Source organism: Holdemanella sp. MSK.7.32, from assembly GCF_024460475.1.
Lineage (GTDB): Bacteria > Bacillota_I > Bacilli_A > Erysipelotrichales > Erysipelotrichaceae > Holdemanella.
Genome location: NZ_JANFYN010000025.1, coordinates 16,567 through 32,471 on the forward strand (window position 1 = coordinate 16,567; position 15,905 = coordinate 32,471).

General features: G+C 38.6%; 13 protein-coding genes and 1 pseudogene. 3 read left to right on the forward strand and 11 right to left on the reverse strand.

Translation table 11 applies throughout. The features are described 5' to 3' along the window. Positions 1 to 285: 285 nt before the first annotated feature. The 6 genes from NE544_RS07265 to NE544_RS07290 form a co-directional block, all read right to left on the reverse strand. Positions 286 to 1,506 (reverse strand): hypothetical protein, encoded by a 1,221-nt coding sequence (locus NE544_RS07265; protein WP_256268870.1) that lies wholly within the window; start codon positions 1,504 to 1,506, stop codon positions 286 to 288. 113 nt (positions 1,507 to 1,619) lie between these two features. Continuing rightward, positions 1,620 to 3,314: a TniQ family protein gene (locus NE544_RS07270; protein ID WP_256268871.1), complete on the reverse strand. Its 1,695-nt coding sequence runs from the start codon at positions 3,312 to 3,314 to the stop codon at positions 1,620 to 1,622. A 19-nt stretch (positions 3,315 to 3,333) separates the two neighbouring features. Beyond that, positions 3,334 to 3,504 carry a hypothetical protein gene (locus tag NE544_RS07275; RefSeq protein ID WP_003865628.1) on the reverse strand — a complete coding sequence of 57 codons (171 nt, stop codon included), beginning with the start codon at positions 3,502 to 3,504 and terminating at the stop codon, positions 3,334 to 3,336. Positions 3,505 to 3,518: 14 nt separating this feature from the next. Beyond that, positions 3,519 to 5,207 carry an AAA family ATPase gene (locus tag NE544_RS07280; protein ID WP_178413188.1) on the reverse strand — a complete coding sequence of 563 codons (1,689 nt, stop codon included), beginning with the start codon at positions 5,205 to 5,207 and terminating at the stop codon, positions 3,519 to 3,521. Between the two features lie 14 nt (positions 5,208 to 5,221). Further along, complete coding sequence (locus NE544_RS07285) at positions 5,222 to 7,474, reverse strand: transposase (protein ID WP_256268872.1); 2,253 nt, start codon at positions 7,472 to 7,474, stop codon at positions 5,222 to 5,224. Beyond that, positions 7,455 to 8,210, reverse strand: coding sequence for a TnsA endonuclease N-terminal domain-containing protein (locus NE544_RS07290; protein WP_006504776.1), 756 nt, complete (start codon positions 8,208 to 8,210; stop codon positions 7,455 to 7,457). The genes NE544_RS07285 and NE544_RS07290 overlap by 20 nt, the downstream gene beginning before the upstream one ends. Before the next feature lie 258 nt (positions 8,211 to 8,468). Between NE544_RS07290 and NE544_RS07295 the strand changes: the two genes are divergently transcribed. After that, positions 8,469 to 9,143 (forward strand): hypothetical protein, encoded by a 675-nt coding sequence (locus NE544_RS07295; protein WP_256268873.1) that lies wholly within the window; start codon positions 8,469 to 8,471, stop codon positions 9,141 to 9,143. Here NE544_RS07295 and NE544_RS07300 read toward each other — a convergent pair. The 5 genes and pseudogenes from NE544_RS07300 to NE544_RS07320 form a co-directional block, all read right to left on the reverse strand. Further along, entirely contained in the window at positions 9,128 to 9,589 is a 462-nt protein-coding gene (locus NE544_RS07300) for a hypothetical protein (protein ID WP_256268874.1), read from the reverse strand. The two genes, NE544_RS07295 and NE544_RS07300, sit on opposite strands and share 16 nt — an antisense overlap. Before the next feature lie 266 nt (positions 9,590 to 9,855). Then, the gene (locus tag NE544_RS07305; protein ID WP_256268875.1) at positions 9,856 to 10,041 is read right to left on the reverse strand and encodes a hypothetical protein; all 186 of its coding nucleotides are present in this window, start codon (positions 10,039 to 10,041) and stop codon (positions 9,856 to 9,858) included. Between the two features lie 416 nt (positions 10,042 to 10,457). Continuing rightward, positions 10,458 to 11,597, reverse strand: a complete 1,140-nt coding sequence (locus NE544_RS07310; RefSeq protein WP_256268876.1) for a hypothetical protein — start codon at positions 11,595 to 11,597, stop codon at positions 10,458 to 10,460. Positions 11,598 to 11,702: 105 nt separating this feature from the next. Beyond that, complete coding sequence (locus tag NE544_RS07315; RefSeq protein ID WP_117995711.1) at positions 11,703 to 11,888, reverse strand: SymE family type I addiction module toxin; 186 nt, start codon at positions 11,886 to 11,888, stop codon at positions 11,703 to 11,705. A gap of 242 nt (positions 11,889 to 12,130) precedes the next feature. Beyond that, positions 12,131 to 13,444, reverse strand: a pseudogene (locus NE544_RS07320) (pyruvate formate lyase family protein); the annotation flags it as partial. A gap of 181 nt (positions 13,445 to 13,625) precedes the next feature. Between NE544_RS07320 and NE544_RS07325 the strand changes: the two are divergent. Together NE544_RS07325 and NE544_RS07330 are read left to right on the forward strand one after the other, a co-directional pair. Next, positions 13,626 to 14,540 carry a glycyl-radical enzyme activating protein gene (locus tag NE544_RS07325; protein WP_256268878.1) on the forward strand — a complete coding sequence of 305 codons (915 nt, stop codon included), beginning with the start codon at positions 13,626 to 13,628 and terminating at the stop codon, positions 14,538 to 14,540. Between the two features lie 64 nt (positions 14,541 to 14,604). Then, positions 14,605 to 15,351 (forward strand): DeoR/GlpR family DNA-binding transcription regulator, encoded by a 747-nt coding sequence (locus NE544_RS07330; protein WP_256268879.1) that lies wholly within the window; start codon positions 14,605 to 14,607, stop codon positions 15,349 to 15,351. Positions 15,352 to 15,905 lie beyond the last annotated feature (554 nt).

The window sequence follows — 15,905 nt, forward strand, 5'->3', positions numbered from 1 at the left end:
TGTATCGTCAACCAGTTCACGATTGACAGAATATTAGAATCCTTCCAGCGTTTTTGTTGTTATGTTGTAATCATAGTTGTTTCCTCCTTTTTCTGACTCCAATTTTTCTATGTTTCATTTATAATGTGTCAGAAAATCTGCGACGTAGAAAAAAGGCCCGCTAAACGGCAGAACTTTATATCGAATAATTGTAGCTTCCATACCGCAATTCATTATTTTAGTTTCACCAAGTCTAGCTTTTATGTATTTGTTCTTACCCTATATATGTCAGAATATCCCAAACGCTTATTTGCCCTCTCCATGTTCTAATTTTTCATGTTCCATCATTTCCTGAGGGGTTAAAACATCCTCTAAGCCACAATGTTTACAGATACATTCGTAAAGGGTTCGATCTTCATCTATAAAACCTCGTCTACAGATAAAGCCGTGGAAGTCTTTGGAACCGTTATTTAGACTGAGTGATTGATGGGCAATTTCACCTTTTTTAAACTGGTTATACGTTCTATATTTCACCACAGTCCCATCTCCGAAACGAACGTCAATATCTTTGCTTGTATTGTATCGAATAATTGTTGTTTCCATACCACAGTTCATCATACGGGTTTCGCCAAGGCAATTTTCAGCGGAAGTTTTGATGTTTTGATTGGCGATACTACCTTTTTTGAATGCATTATATGTTTTGCTCCCTACAATAGTCCCATCTTCAAAACGAACGTCAATGTCACGTACCCCATTGTATCGAATAATTGTCGCTTTCATACCACAATTCATCATTTGGGTTTCTCCAAGACGTGGATTGAAATTTTGATTGGCAATTTTCCCTTTTTTAAAATCTTTATATTGTCTATCTTTCACCACAGTTCCGCCCTCAAAACGAACATCTATATCATTACATCCACCATATCGAATAATAGTCGCTTTCATACCACAGTTCATCATTCGAGTTTCACCAAGACGATTTACTGCAGAAGCTTTAATGTTTGGATTGGCTATTTCGCCTTTTTTAAAATGGTCATACGCTTTATGTACTACTACTTTTTCATCTTCAAAACGAACATCTATATCATTACATCCACCATATCGAATAATAGTCGCTTTCATACCACAGTTCATCATTCGGGTTTCATCAAGACGGTTTTCAGCAGAAGCTTTCATGTTTGGATTGGCTATTTCGCCTTTTTTAAACTGATCATACTTTTTATGTACTACTACTTTTCCATCTTCAAAACGAATATCAATGTCTGAATACTTCCCGTATCGAATAATAGTAGCTTCCATACCGCAATTCATCATCCAGGTTTCTCCAAGACGGTTTTTTGCGGAAGCTTTAATGTTTGAATTGGCGATTCCACTCTTTTTAAATGCTCCATATGTCTTATGTTCCGCCACAGCTCCATCTTCAAATCGAACATCTATATCGTTATATCCCCCATATCGAATGATAGTGGCTTTCATACCACAGTTCATCACGCGTGTTTCGCCAACTCTATCTATTTTTGCTACCATAAGTTATCCCTCGCTTTTTGCATTTGTTCTTACCCTATATATGTCAGAATATCCCAAATACTTATTTCTTCCATACAGCAAAAAAGACACCAGCTTTCGCCAATGCCTTAATCTTACGGATGCCCTACCATCCCTCGTTTGAAATTCGTATACTGTACATTCTTTACAATCACACCATCAGGAAATCGCACATCCATATCATCGCTTTTACGATACGAAATAATCTCTGCTTCAAGTCCGCATTTCATAATTCTCTTTTCGCCGATACGGAACTTCCCTCTATTTCTTCTGGAGTCCTGCGGCCTTGCAACACGCCCTTCCGTAAAATTTTTGTAATCAATATGCTCCGCAACCGAACCGTCCTCAAAAAGAACATCCATATCTATATGTTTTCGATATGCAATAATTGTAGCTTTGAGCCCATTGTTCATAATACCTGTTTCTCCGACACGATCAATCGGAGGCCTGATGGACCCGTTTAAAAATTCTTTATATGCTGCATGCCTGGCAATATAGCCATCTTCAAACCTAACATCAATATCGGCATAAGCTCCATACCGAATAATCTCAGCTTCAAGCCCGCAGTTCATGGTTCTCTTTTCTCCAAGTCTGCGCTTTGCCTGTTCTTCAGGTGTGTCATCGGGACGGCCGATCATTCCTAACTTAAAATTCGTATAAGTCGTGTGTTTGGCAATAGCTCCATCCTCAAACTCTACATCTAAATCCATCGAAGACCGATAAGCAATAATCCTGCATGTTTCACCACTATTCATTGTGGCTTTCCTGCCGATTCTGTCCCGATACTTATAATTGCACTTGTCACATAACTGTCTTTTTGTAAGACCACGAGCATTCAGCGGCAGTATATATTCCCTTCCGCATGGTCGGTGACGGATTCTGACATGAGCTTCATCCTCGTATCCAGTCACCTCGTATTCTCCGTTCCAGGAAAGATCTATTCTTTTCTGCAGCAGCTCCAGGCCATCATATTTCCTCTCGCATATCGGACATTCATATCCATAAGACCTGGCCAGGCCGAAGGAATGGTAAATCGTCCCGCAGTGCGGACATGTATTGCTTGCAATCTGACATCCTTCTTTTTCTCTTCCTTTGATCCGCTCTATGAACTCGTCAGGCTCATACTTTTCACAGAAAGCTTTGATAATGCAGTTAATTGTCAGCCTGTCCAGTATCAATCGTCCGGTCTTCGTACCGGCAAGCAGGTCTTTTATATCATCTAACGTGACTTTTGGCTGATGCAGATAAACCTGGTAGAGGAATTTCGCATACCGGAGGCTTTCTTCATCTGCTGGAACAACCGGTTTATCGCTGTCATAGATTGAGTAAATCTGTAACCTGCAGCCATGCTTTGCACAGGCTGTTACACCATGGAGCGAATGCCACGCTCTGATATAGGGACGTCTCCCGTTTGCCATGTCTTCAGCCAGGCATTCCGGACAGCACCTCAGTACTTTGCAATGATTCTTTTTATTGCCTGGAATCATATGAAAATCTTCCGCCTGCCGGATGACCTGCTCTGCCACAAGAACATTCATGCTTTCATTACGAAACGGCATCATCGTGCTGAATTCTGAGTGCCTCGACATAATCTCTTCCAGCGTCGGAAACTTATCACCTTCATATTTTCTACAGATATTCTCAAGCTCTAACAATTCCGTACTTCCCTCTAAAGTAACAGAGAAAGCCTTTTTTGACATTCCGTTAACTGAAAACAAAGCTTCCAGCCATGACACAATGTTCTCATCCGGATATATCCGAAACCATATTGGAAACCTGTATTTGTTCAATCGTATACACCCCTTTCTTTCATCTCTTTACATACCCATGATTCACCAGATCCTGCAGGATATTTCTTTCTTCCCTGGTAATTGTCCTGCCCTCGAATCCATCTTCGGAAGCGGTCCAGCAGCCTTTCTCATCAACGCCTGCCTTCACAGCATCATAGATTCTTATTCGGATGCTCTTTGGTAATCTCATAATCTTCTCCTTTTTTACAATCCCCGCTTCTCACTGGAAACGGAGGATATTTCCTGCTCATTCATAGCTTTTTTCAAAGCTGTAAGCCCCTGGCTTGTCTCTCTGTCAATCGCAGCTGCATCGCTTTTCCCTTTCTTCGCCTGATTAGCTGTGGCGGTATTTTTACGTTTCACCTTTGCGTTTGCCTTTTTCAATATTTCCATAGCCTTCTGTGCAAGAAACTTCGAAGGGTGATCCAGGATATCCGGTTCCTTATCGATTGCCTGTCTGATTGCGCGGTTGATCTGCGTTTCAGTATAATTTGAAGTGTCGCTGATTGACTGGAAAGCTCTGCTGCGGACCGCTTCTCTTTTCCTGGTCAGTTCGCCCGCCGCCATCATATCAAACAGCCTTCCTTTTTCTTCGTCATTTTCCGTAGCGACCTCTTTAGCCTGCCTTGCATAGAGCTTTGTAATATACTCGTGATACTGTGCATCTTCCGGATCATCAGGATCAGCGAGCAGTTTTCGGAGTGTCTCCATGTCCCTCCCAATCGTTTTCTCGATGAATGGCACATCAATCGGCTCCATGCGCTTCTCGATTACATCCTTCGTCTGTATAGTAATCACGATGTATTTCAGGAGTGCTATATTCCTGGATGAATGGTACATGAGAAGTTCCTCAATTTCTGTTGTGAACGGACTTTCCACGTTCCCGAACTGATATCTCCAAAGTGTCTTGATTGCATTCTCAAACAAACGTACATTATTCTTCGTAACCTCGTCTGCATTGATAATGTTTTTTGCTACGCGCCTGTTAAGCCTGTCATATTCCAGTATAGCTCTATATCCGTCATCGTTACCAATGAGTCCGAACTGTGCCCCGGTTGCCTGTGTGATACTTACAATGTCCTCGATGTTCTTCTTTTTTGGCGAGAAATCAAGGAACTGTACTTCATCTACGATGATGAGTCCGACATGATAGAGTTCGATCCATTTCTTTACAAGCCCTTCTGTTGCAGAGATACTCTTGGCCCCAACGGCCCTTCTTCTATGGTAATCTCCGGTATCCAGAAATCTGTCAAATGCTGCGGCAATGGATTCAAACACGTCTCTGATATCTTTTCTGAGCGCTGTCACCATGACGATGGGGATCTGTACATAGCTGCAGTCCTCAAACTCATGATAGATTACATTAGGATACATGCGACACGCTAAGTTCACAGCCATAGTCTTTCCGCATCCGGTCTTCCCATGAAGCAGAAATCCAATCGGGCTTGGGGCCTCCAGCTTCTGATACAGAACGATAGCACGTCCAAAGCTTTCTTTTTCATACGCTTTCTCATCTTCGTTTGCGGAAATCATGACGTCAGCCCCTTTATATCTGCGGTCCAAAAACTTCCAGATTGTACGGGCTACATCTACATGAATTCCAAGTGGAATCATTGCCATGTCGATGTCTTCTATTGCGGCTAATTTTTCAGCAGTACTCATTTTTTCTACCTGTTCTCTGTCGTATCCGGGAGGATTCACCATTCCAAGAGCCAGGATATCCCTTACCGAAGGCATCTTCGGCAATGCGCATACATCAGGATTATCTTCATATCCGGCGACTCTGCGGTACTGCGCATCTACCATGCTCCCCGCGGTCAGGTCTACATCATCATAAAGATTTTCATCTTTTCTAAGTTCACGGAATGTTAAATTACATTTCAGTCTCTCCATGTTTTCTTCCTTTCTTATACTTCGTCTTCTATCAGTGCCAAGATACGATTGATTTCTTCTTCTCGGCTGAGTTTTCTGTCTCCCATCGTCCTCATTTCATCTGGGATTCTCAAATGCTCAATCGCTGCCAGCTCTTCCTGCTGCTTTGTTAATGTTTCTTTCTTAGGTTCCGGATCAATGGAACTATAAGAACGTTTCGTAATTCCATCTGGATCTTTTCTCATTTCCTGTTTCTTGGCTGTTTTATCCTCCGGATGCGCTTTGCCGTATTTTTTCTTCTTCTTTGGATTCAGGGCTTTTGCCATTTCTGCCTGTTTCTCTACCGTATCCTGCAAATTCAGTTTCGTGTCCAGATATACCTGTTTTGCTTCTTTCATTACCTTTGAGTCCCTCTTTTTGCGGATACACTCGTCGTATTCGTCCCAGGTTAAGTCTGCGTATGTATACTGCTGTTCAATCTTTTCTGCAAGAGGTACTCTGTGGATCTCTTTCTTATATCTGATATAGACATTCCTGATATCGTCCACATTGTATCTGACCTCAATATCTTCCGGATGTGGTTCATCTTTTAAAATATCCAAGAACCATGGTTCCTGCGAATAAAAACGCAGTTCCGTCTTATAGAAGGTGTACACGATACCTTTCCTGCGGTTCCATGTAAATTTTCTTTTTTCTTCTTCCTTTGCCAGCATTGCAAACAGATAGGCTGGTCTTGTTGCATCATTTACATTGGTTGGATCTCCTGCTCTACCATGAGCTTTTTCGTATGCGAAAATCCCTTTCGGTGTTGGTGATACATTGTTATCCACATACTTCTTATCAATGAGTCCCTCAAAAACACGGCGGTTATACAGAATCACTGATTGGTAGACCAGTCCTCTTATTTCTTCCAGTGTCAGACATGCAGCCCCTTTCGCCAGGTCACCACCACGGTATTTGTCTTCTACATATCCGTTATTCTTTAACTGTGCTTTTAAATAGGTCTGAACCAGTCCGTTGAAGGATTCGACAACCCCCTTTAAGGAACCGCATCCGGGTGGAACCGGAGTATTACGGATGCCCAGTTCCCCCATTGCTTTGCTATATGCCTTGGACATATACTCTGAGCCCCGGTCACAACGGATCTCGTTTGGTACGATCATGGACGGCCAGTCTTCCTCATCATAGTCAATGTTATAGCCTTTCGTCTGGTTCTTATGCGGTTCCAGGAGTGACAGAAACACCTGCTGAAAGCCACGCATACTGTTATTTTCAAGACTTACATATGCACCGATGCAGATTCCACTCAATACTTCGACCATACAGTATACGACAGCTTTTCCAAGAACAGTTTCTCCATCATTCTGGTCGACTACATAACAGCCAAGCTCCATCTCATCTGCTTCAACAATCTGTCCCAATTCATAGACTCCGGTTTTGCTGTTTCCAACCAACTGTCTGTCATTGTTCTGTTTGTCTCTCTCATCTTTTCCCTTGCAGGAATAGTCTTCTGTATGCTTTCTGATATAGTTGTAGAGCATCTTGTATGATACTGATCTTTCCTCTTCTGGAAGTGTTACCATCTTGACAGAAGAACCATCTGGTGCCTCGACCGGTTCGCGAAAATACCGGCGCAGAACTGCGTCATATGCTTGTCCTGGTTTTCCATACTTTACGAACATCTTAAGACCGTATTTGAGGATTTCGTCAACGTCATTCTTTGGATTCTCGTAGTCTTTTGAATGACTATTCTTTGGTCTGCTATTATTCTTACGCTGGTCCACAAGGCTGAATTTATTGCGGCCAGAACGAAGGTAAGTATAAAACAGCATACTCAAATACCTTCTTGTGACACCAAGAATAATTGCTTCACTATCATGATTCATACGCAAGCGAGTTGTAAGCGGATATTCCTTTCTCAAGATAGCTTCCATTACTTCTGCACGGTGATTGATTGTCTCCATTTCTTCTGGTGGAATTGAAAAAGACGATTCTGTTTTTTCTTTTATCTTCACACACTCTCTGTTTTCAATTGCTGTAATAAGATCCGTAGTATTTTTCAGCCTTAATTTGTTATTTTTAAGGTTAATCAGATTAACATTTTTATCTCTCACATCGAAAACTCTCCATTCCTGGTCTTCGAAACTGTAAATATCACCTCTTCTGATAACAGGTGAATCCATTTTTTCTTCAGCCACCTGATTTTCATCGCCTTCAAGAGTGATAACTTCCAGCGGTTCTATTGTCTCTTTCTTTTCGGATGTTTCGTTATTTTTTAATTCTTCCATTATGTTCTCTCCTTTCTGTAATTTCTTCATGAAGGTCACGTGCCACTAATACTCGCTTATACAGCTCATCAATGTCGAAACCAGCGCGCTCTACAATCTCATGGAAATCCAAAATCTGTTTATCCATCGGAATATATACATATTTATGTGCAATCAGATATTTCAGTTTCTGTTCTTTGCTGATCACCTTAAATGATTCGTAATAGCTCATGACGCTTTTTACATTCCACACAAGCACCTGATTAATATCTTCGTTCGTTACCAGCTTAAACCTCACTTTCTGAGATTCCCAATAGATCTGTTCTGCTCTCTGACGCATTACCAGATTGTGCAGCCTTGATTCTTTTCCACGGTAGGTACGTTTATTCGGATCAAATGCGCTTCTGTCGTATTTGACTGAGAACGCCGTCTTGCTTCCATCATCGTAATCTACCAGAAAATCCGTGGTCCACCATGGAGCTTTCTTCATCCCAAGTTCTTCTGCAATGGCATTCATCCTATCTGTATCTAAAAGATATTGTTCGCGGATATGTTCCACATTGTCCTGCCAGCGGATTGTTTCATACACCGCAACTTCTGTCTGCGACAGGCAGTGGATCAATCTTTCTTCAAAGGGATCCCAGATGACTGATGCTGTACCCCGCCCCTTATATTCTCTGACCAGAATAAATGGGGTATAGTCTTTCCCGTATCCCTGACAACGCCCTTCTTCGATTTTTCGTTTATGTGATTTCAATTATTTCTCCTTCCTGTTTATTTTTGTTTTCGCCTTCGCAATTAATATGCTTGATTTCTCATGTGCTTTTATTTTCACATACAAATAAACGACTATTTTCAAATATTTTTCAGACAAAAATTCATCTACTAATACTGTATTTATGCGGTTTTATTTTATTTTTTTGAAACTTCTAATTTTCGGACAACATTTTTAAATAATATGATATAATGTGTTGGTTAGTACTAGTAACCATTACAAATGAGAGGAGGCTGTGCCATGAGCGAGTGGTGGCTGTTTCGTAATACACGAATTGAAAATATAAACGAACAATACGAAATAGCGCGCAAACATTTGCCAGATACAAATTACTGGCTCGGCTCAGAATACAACTACTTCTACATAAAATGTTGTGGCGTGACCCATTCCGTCTATTCGGACAGCGACACACTTAAGGGCGATATTTCACCACGTCGCCCTATTCAAAGTGGCGATACGTTATATGTAGCAAATATTTATGTACTTGGCGGCACCTTGCCCAAAATACAAAAAACGCTAAAACTCCTTCAAGACAAACAGATCCACCTGCGAATCCCATCACTTGAATATGACGACAAAGATGATACCCACGACCATGAGCTATTATCCGGAACACTTAGCCAAATCTATAACTACCGTCAGTCGCAGCCTATCGAGCAGCTTCCTGGTCACAGGAAAGCTTCTGGAAGACCGAAACGCCGTATATCACTAATGAGCTTACAGCGAAAAGAATTTGATGTCATAGAACAATATTGCCTGCACAAGATCACTGAACGCCAAGCGATGAAATTATTGGTAGGTAAGCTTCCGGATAATAAACCCATTACTCGTTACATATTTCGAAAATTAGTTGATGAATACAGGAAAATGTTCCCAGATTCGGACGAGATCGATGCTGATCAATATAATGTATAAGTACGGTGCTCCGCATCATAATCCGTCATCACAGGCGCAATATGCCCTGTATCCGGATCGATAAAAATGCCATGTCCCCAATATTCATTGATGGTCGTGTTAATAAGAAGCGAATAGCCACGTTTCTGACCATCATCAAGCCATGATCTAAGGATGCCGCCCAACTTAAAGTCTGCTTCCTGATCACAGCAAAACGCTGGTTTCGTAAATAAGCTTACGTATCGAATGTCGTATCGAGTTCTGAAAATAGCCAAATTTCCTTCGTATGTCTTCGGATAAAAAACCAACTTGTCAAGGCTGCTCCAAAGCTTTGCCCAATTGGCCCCTTTCAGCTTCTCCATCCCGTCACCAATAAGGGCTTCCGTATCCCTCATCAATTCAAGGTAGTTCCTTACTTCTTCGTTAAGTTCCTTGCTCTCCGGGTTTGTGAATTCAATTTTCTCCATGTGTTTCCTCCTTTTTGAATCTATGGTTTACAGTTATACCTAAATTTGTCCCTATTTTTAGGGATAAATTACTTTGGCATACTCTATATGTCAGAATCAGACAACACGTTTCGTTTCTCATACAGCCTCAAACTGAATGTTGTAATTTTGCCTGTAAATCCGCGCTTTTTCCCAATTGCAACTCAAAAGAAATCTTACATACATGTTCTATTTAGGCATAAAAATACCCACAAGCTTATTCGGCCTGTGGGCATTTTTTAATATTCTTATTTGAAAAGTGTACGCTCTTCTTCTGGTCTACTGAAATATTCCTCAAAATACTTCGATAGAATTTTTTCTGTCGCTACAGTTTTAGATATTCCTGATTCTTCGCAAAACTGTTCCAGCTGATCGCTAATCTCTCTTGCTAGTTTGATATTAAGGATTTTTGCATCTTTTTTCTGTCTTGGCATATTAATCTACCTCCTATAAAAGACTTTCCAAATCCATAAGAAGCGAGACAATCTGTAAATTATCAAACAACCCGGCAAAATGAAGTTCCTCTTTCAACAGGTCCTGGCAAACTATCTTAATTCATTTATTTCCCCTTTATTTATTTCTATCTCTATCCCTTATAAAAATCTCTAACGTTAGAAATCTTGATTTTTTGAGTGTTTCGTACTATCAATATTCTGAAAGGAAAAATATTGATATTATTTCAATTTAATTTAAGGTACATTAAATAAACTGTATCTGTTCATATTTCGCCACCCTTTCTTATAACTACTTTCTTTTGGTGCAATAGTATGGGTACTCCCCGTTTTATTGCGTGTGAAAAACAGAAAAGGTACTCAATCTGAGTTCCTATATTCTGCCTTTTTATCTATATTTAGTTAGCTTTCGTTTTTCCACAGCTACTGCACTTGTAGCCAGTCAATTCCTGTTTTGTGGTTGCAGGTGAATCCACAACGTATCTTGTTTCGTACACCGCATCGTGATGAACCGTATTATATCCCACTACTGTTTCACGCCATTCAGTATAATACCCCCCTTTATCATCACCTATCATCACATGATTTTTCACATGAGCGGACGTATTTCCTGTAATATCTGCACCACATGTTGAACAAATCGAATACGCCTTCATTTCAGTAATTGGAACCTGTTCATCATAAGCAGCCTGCACCAAGACCTGCTCGTTATGTCCTTTTTCAGGCACGTTAACTGTCTTATACTGTGCAACCCAGTTATGTGTATGTTCGGCTGGTTTAGAACTGTTTGAATTTGAACTGCTGTTATTCGATGGCTTTGACGTACCAGAGTTATTGCTACTGTTGTTAGGCTTAGAAGAACTAGATGTGTTATTCTTATTCGAGCTAGTATTTGTAGTCGATGCTGTGTTATTTTTCTTTGATTCAGAAGTATTCGATTTGTTTGAAGAATCGGCTTTTGCAGTTTCTTCCTTCTTCTCCTCTTTCTTTTCTTCTTGTTTTACTTCCTGCTCATCTTTCTTTTCTTCCTCTGTCTTTGCAGAATCTTCAGATGGTGTCAAAGTGGCAGTACTGCCATCTTTTTTCGTTACATCTAGACTGACTTTATCATCCTTTAAAGAAATATCCACTTTTTTGACATCTGTAGTATCTACATCTTTGAATACAAATGATTTATCCTGATCCTGTAATCCTACTTTTACGTCCAGTTTATCGTTTTCTTTGACCGTGTAGTACAAAGTACGTTCTTCTTTGTTTTTCACAGCGTCTCCATCTTCCAACAAGTTATCACTGAAACTTTCTTCTGTACTTGATTTCGTTTCAAATACAGTGATCTTCTTTCCAGTACTGTTTGTAATCTTCAAAGATTTTGAATCCTTGGTTTTTTGACCAATTGATTTTACTTCTTTTTTCTTAGTGACTTCGGATGTCTTTGTATCTTTTGTGTTTGAAGAATTAGAACATCCAGTCAACATGCCACCAGATAACACCATACTTAGAGCCAATGCTCCTGCCATTAAAATTTGTTTTGTTTTCATATATAAACCTCCTTGGCTATTGTATTTGCTATTATAACTGGATATTCAGTAAGGCACAATAATACTTTATAAACAAAAGCGCCGACTCATTGGCCGACGCTTATTTTATATAGTCTTCACTTTATTGATGATGATCGTGTCATTAGTACACTGAACATCAATCTTATCACCCACATGATATCCAAGTGCTTTTAGCCACTGGCCCTGAAGCTGAATTCTCGGAATCTGCTGCTTACTATTTAAACCAAGTGGTGCCTCATATACTTTGAGGCTACGTTTTGATTTATACATTATTCCCTCCTGTAATTCCAACTTAGAAGTAATCAAATTCTAAAACGGACATGATTAAATGGAAAATCACACGAACAGAACTAATTAAATCTCTCGAAGAGAACTAATTAAATCTCTGAACAAAACTGATTAAAATTACGAACAGAACTAATTAAAATCACGAACAGAACTGATTAAATGGAAAATATCCCATTTAAAGAGAACTGATTAACGAAGAGAACTGATTAAATGGAAAATCACACTACACAACCTATGGCACTATAATTATAGGCATCCTCTTCTTTAACTTGCCAGTCCATAAATGAAGGAATTATAATTTCGTCATTGTTTAATGCTGGCATTCCAAATCCTAAACGCATAACCTCTACACATTCATCCAAAAAATGTTTATTGATATTCTTGTGATAGCGCACAGTTAAATTTGGTTGTGTCAATCTTGTCTGTGCAACAGATTTCAAAACTAAAAAGCTCAAATCATTGACTGCATCCTTTTTATCTATTGTTTGGCCTGCAATCGTTACATTTTGATACATAGGAGACCCTGCCGAACTCAACGTATGTGCTTGAGAACGAACTTTATTGATTGTAAGTGTCTTTATCCACAAGCATGTCAACAATTCCAAGGCTTCAGATTCTTTAATAGTACCATTTTTAATATCTCGATCATAATATGGATACATATATTGATCGAATCTGCCATAACTCAAAGAGTGTCCGTTGGATTCAATTTGTAAAATCAATTGAATAAACCATACGGATTGTACCGCTTCTTGAAATGTTTCTGCTGGTTCATATGGAACTTTTGAACAAATTCTACTGATCTCTAATAATTCAATCTTTCTTTCTTGATTCAATTCTTTTTCTGCTAAATCCTTTGCAAGAACGCTGTAACGATTCGCAAAATTACGCACCGCTTCCAGTACTATAAGAACTGCATTATAGAAACAATACTTATCTATACTTTCAGGATCCGTCAAATCAAGAGTAGCTTTATATTCTTTTACACGCTTTTCGTATCCTCTTAATCCATCCTTCAAAATACGCTCATAGTTCACCGCCAAATGCGCATCTCCTGCATTTAACTTACCTTCCATTCCAAATACACCTGTTTCCATAAAGACACGAACTTCTTCAGGAAGAAGAGCTTCTCCTCTTGCACGCAAATTGTTATTCTGCCAGAATGGCGCTATTTCTCTAAGTTGTTCCTTGGTCTTTTCAGTGATATAGAATACGTCCCCATCCCTTTTCTCAAACTGATTCAATTCATTCATAACAAATTCCATAGTATACTCAGGAAAAATAGGAGCGTTACGGTTCTTAGTTGCCTGATTTCCTGCTAAAAGAGATTTGTCTTCAATATATATACTCATATGATCAAGAACTTTTTCTAGCATTTTAGCTCGAACCATCACTCGTGGTTGATTTAAATTTTCTTTGTAAGCAAGAGTTGCTAGAATTGCACGTTGTGCATCGATATAAGGTTTTTCATCTAAAACTTCTTCTCGAAATTCTTTCATTCGTTCTGTCAATGTTCCAAAATGTTCTACATTTTCCATATCCGTCCTCCCATTACATTTCATTCGTAATTTTAGATTCTTTTATTCGCAATTTAAAAATAGCATTACACGCATTTCATGTCAACTTTAATTTCATTTAAAATGTTTTATACTTTCATTTGTAACTATAGCCATTGCTTTTCTTCTTTGAAATGTTTATACTCTATATGAGGAAATTAAAATGACAACAACAAATCGAAATACAACAGGAATTATTTTTAACATTCAAAAATTCAGTGTAAATGACGGTCCGGGAATTCGTACTACCGTTTTTCTAAAGGGATGTCCTCTTCGTTGTAAGTGGTGTGCAAATCCAGAAAGTCAGCTTATACAAGCACAAATTCTTTGGGATCAAAATAAATGTATAAATTGTCATCATTGCATTGAAACCTGTCCAAAAAACGCTATGAAAATAATTGATAAATCCGTCAAAATCAACCATAGTCAGTGTAGTGGATGTAAGAAATGTGTATATGAATGTCCAAGAAACGCATTAAGTGCACAAGGCGAACAAAAATCTGTGGAAGAAGTGCTTAAAATTGTTTTACAAGATCAAGCCTTCTATGAAGAAAGTGGTGGTGGTCTAACACTTTCTGGAGGTGAGCTTTTACTTCAACCTGAGTTTTCAAGAGAACTTCTCTTAGCCGCTAAAGAAGAAGGAATTCATACGTGTTGTGAAACAACCGGTTTTGCGACAGAGGACACATTTGATCACGTCATGGAATATGTAGATTACATTCTTTTTGATATGAAACACTGGAACACAGATAAACATATAGAAGGTACAGGTGTTTCTAATAAGTTACCATTGCTGAACATGAAACATGCCATCGCCAATAGCAAAACAGTTCTTGTGCGAATCCCTGTTATACCTGGTTTCAACGATTCTTTGGATGACGCAAAAGAATTTTCAAAAACACTTCACAACATTGGAATAAACAAGTGTCAACTTCTACCGTTCCATCAATTTGGAGAAAATAAATATCATCTTTTAAATATAAAATACGATTATGAAAATGTTCCTTCATATCATCCAGAAGATTTAAAAGAGTATTTAAATATATTTAAAGAAAATAACATTAACGCTTTTTTCTAAATTTAACTTTCATTTGAAATCAAAAACACTTATTATATAAACAAAATGATAGGAATCAACGTAAATGAAAAATAGAACAAATAAAATATTAGAATTACTGACATCTGAAAAGAGAATCGAGGTTTCTCAACTCGCTGAACACCTAGGTGTTTCACAAGTAACTATCCGCAAAGATTTGGATGCATTGGAAGCTAAAGGAATCATCAAGCGTGAACATGGGCATGCTGTGTTATGTAGCACAGATGATATCAATGGTAGAATCGCGTATCATTATGAAGAAAAGAAAAAAATAGCTTTAAAAGCTACTGAACTTGTTAATGAAGGCGATACAATTATGATTGAAAGTGGTAGTTGTTGTGCACTTTTAGCGGATACGTTAACACAACTTCATAAAGACTTAACAATTATCACTAATAGTGCTTTTATCGCAGAATATATTCGTGGAAAATCAAATTTTCAAATTATTCTTTTAGGTGGAATTTATCAACAAGATTCACAAGTTATGGTAGGTCCTATGGTTCAAGAATGTGTATCCAACTTTTTTGTCGATTATTTTTTCATCGGTACAGATGGATATGATTCTAGAATTGGCTTTTCAAATCGTGATCAAATGCGAGCACAAGCCGTACGTGATATGTCGCATCAAGCCGAACAAATAATCGTGCTAACAGAAAGCGATAAATTTTCTAAGCGTGGTGTTGTACCATTAAATTTAAAAGATAAAATAAAAACTGTTATAACTGATCATTCTATTGATTCTTCTTATGTTCAAGAACTAAACAATCAAAACATTCAAGTCGTAACGATTTAAAAAGGAGCTAAACTCCATAAGTAATTTTTATTACTTATGGAGTTTAGCTCCTTTCTTTTTATCTTATTATTTTTTTAACTCCTAGAACCTTAGTTTAATTTGTTGTTTTTCTGAAATTCTAGTTTTCGAGTGTGATATCCTCTTAGATTATGACCGATACATACGAGTAGTATCTCCAGTTTTACACCAGATACTTCGTTGTGTCATACACGCCTCATCTTTCTATTCACATGTCTATCAATGCGAATTGATTCTTGGCTATCTTTTTTTAGCTTGTTTTCGCATCCCACTATATTTTATATCCTGCAATACCAAAATATATGGTGTATTTAACCATCTTCTACGACTTCCTTCACAGTTTTTGAAACATCGTCATAAGGTAAACACAAAAGGAATTGGAACGATATCTGATATGCATTACAATTAACTAGCTATTTTTGCACAAATAAAAACCGCGTTTAAAAAGCGCGGTTTTCTCTGCGGCTATAAGCCTTTACTGCCAGCTCGCGTCTCAAGGCGCTGCTTTCACTTCGTTCAAGCTATCGCTTTTGACT

Excerpts from the sequence above, each read along its gene's own strand:
- NE544_RS07330 (WP_256268879.1), top strand. The coding sequence starts at position 14,605 with ATGAAAAATAGAACAAATAAAATATTAGAATTACTGACATCTGAAAAG.
- NE544_RS07325 (WP_256268878.1), top strand. The coding sequence starts at position 13,626 with ATGACAACAACAAATCGAAATACAACAGGAATTATTTTTAACATTCAA.
- NE544_RS07295 (WP_256268873.1), top strand. The coding sequence starts at position 8,469 with ATGAGCGAGTGGTGGCTGTTTCGTAATACACGAATTGAAAATATAAAC.
- NE544_RS07280 (WP_178413188.1), bottom strand. The coding sequence starts at position 5,207 with ATGGAGAGACTGAAATGTAATTTAACATTCCGTGAACTTAGAAAAGAT.
- NE544_RS07285 (WP_256268872.1), bottom strand. The coding sequence starts at position 7,474 with ATGGAAGAATTAAAAAATAACGAAACATCCGAAAAGAAAGAGACAATA.
- NE544_RS07310 (WP_256268876.1), bottom strand. The coding sequence starts at position 11,597 with ATGAAAACAAAACAAATTTTAATGGCAGGAGCATTGGCTCTAAGTATG.
- NE544_RS07300 (WP_256268874.1), bottom strand. The coding sequence starts at position 9,589 with ATGGAGAAAATTGAATTCACAAACCCGGAGAGCAAGGAACTTAACGAA.
- NE544_RS07305 (WP_256268875.1), bottom strand. The coding sequence starts at position 10,041 with ATGCCAAGACAGAAAAAAGATGCAAAAATCCTTAATATCAAACTAGCA.
- NE544_RS07315 (WP_117995711.1), bottom strand. The coding sequence starts at position 11,888 with ATGTATAAATCAAAACGTAGCCTCAAAGTATATGAGGCACCACTTGGT.
- NE544_RS07275 (WP_003865628.1), bottom strand. The coding sequence starts at position 3,504 with ATGAGATTACCAAAGAGCATCCGAATAAGAATCTATGATGCTGTGAAG.
- NE544_RS07265 (WP_256268870.1), bottom strand. The coding sequence starts at position 1,506 with ATGGTAGCAAAAATAGATAGAGTTGGCGAAACACGCGTGATGAACTGT.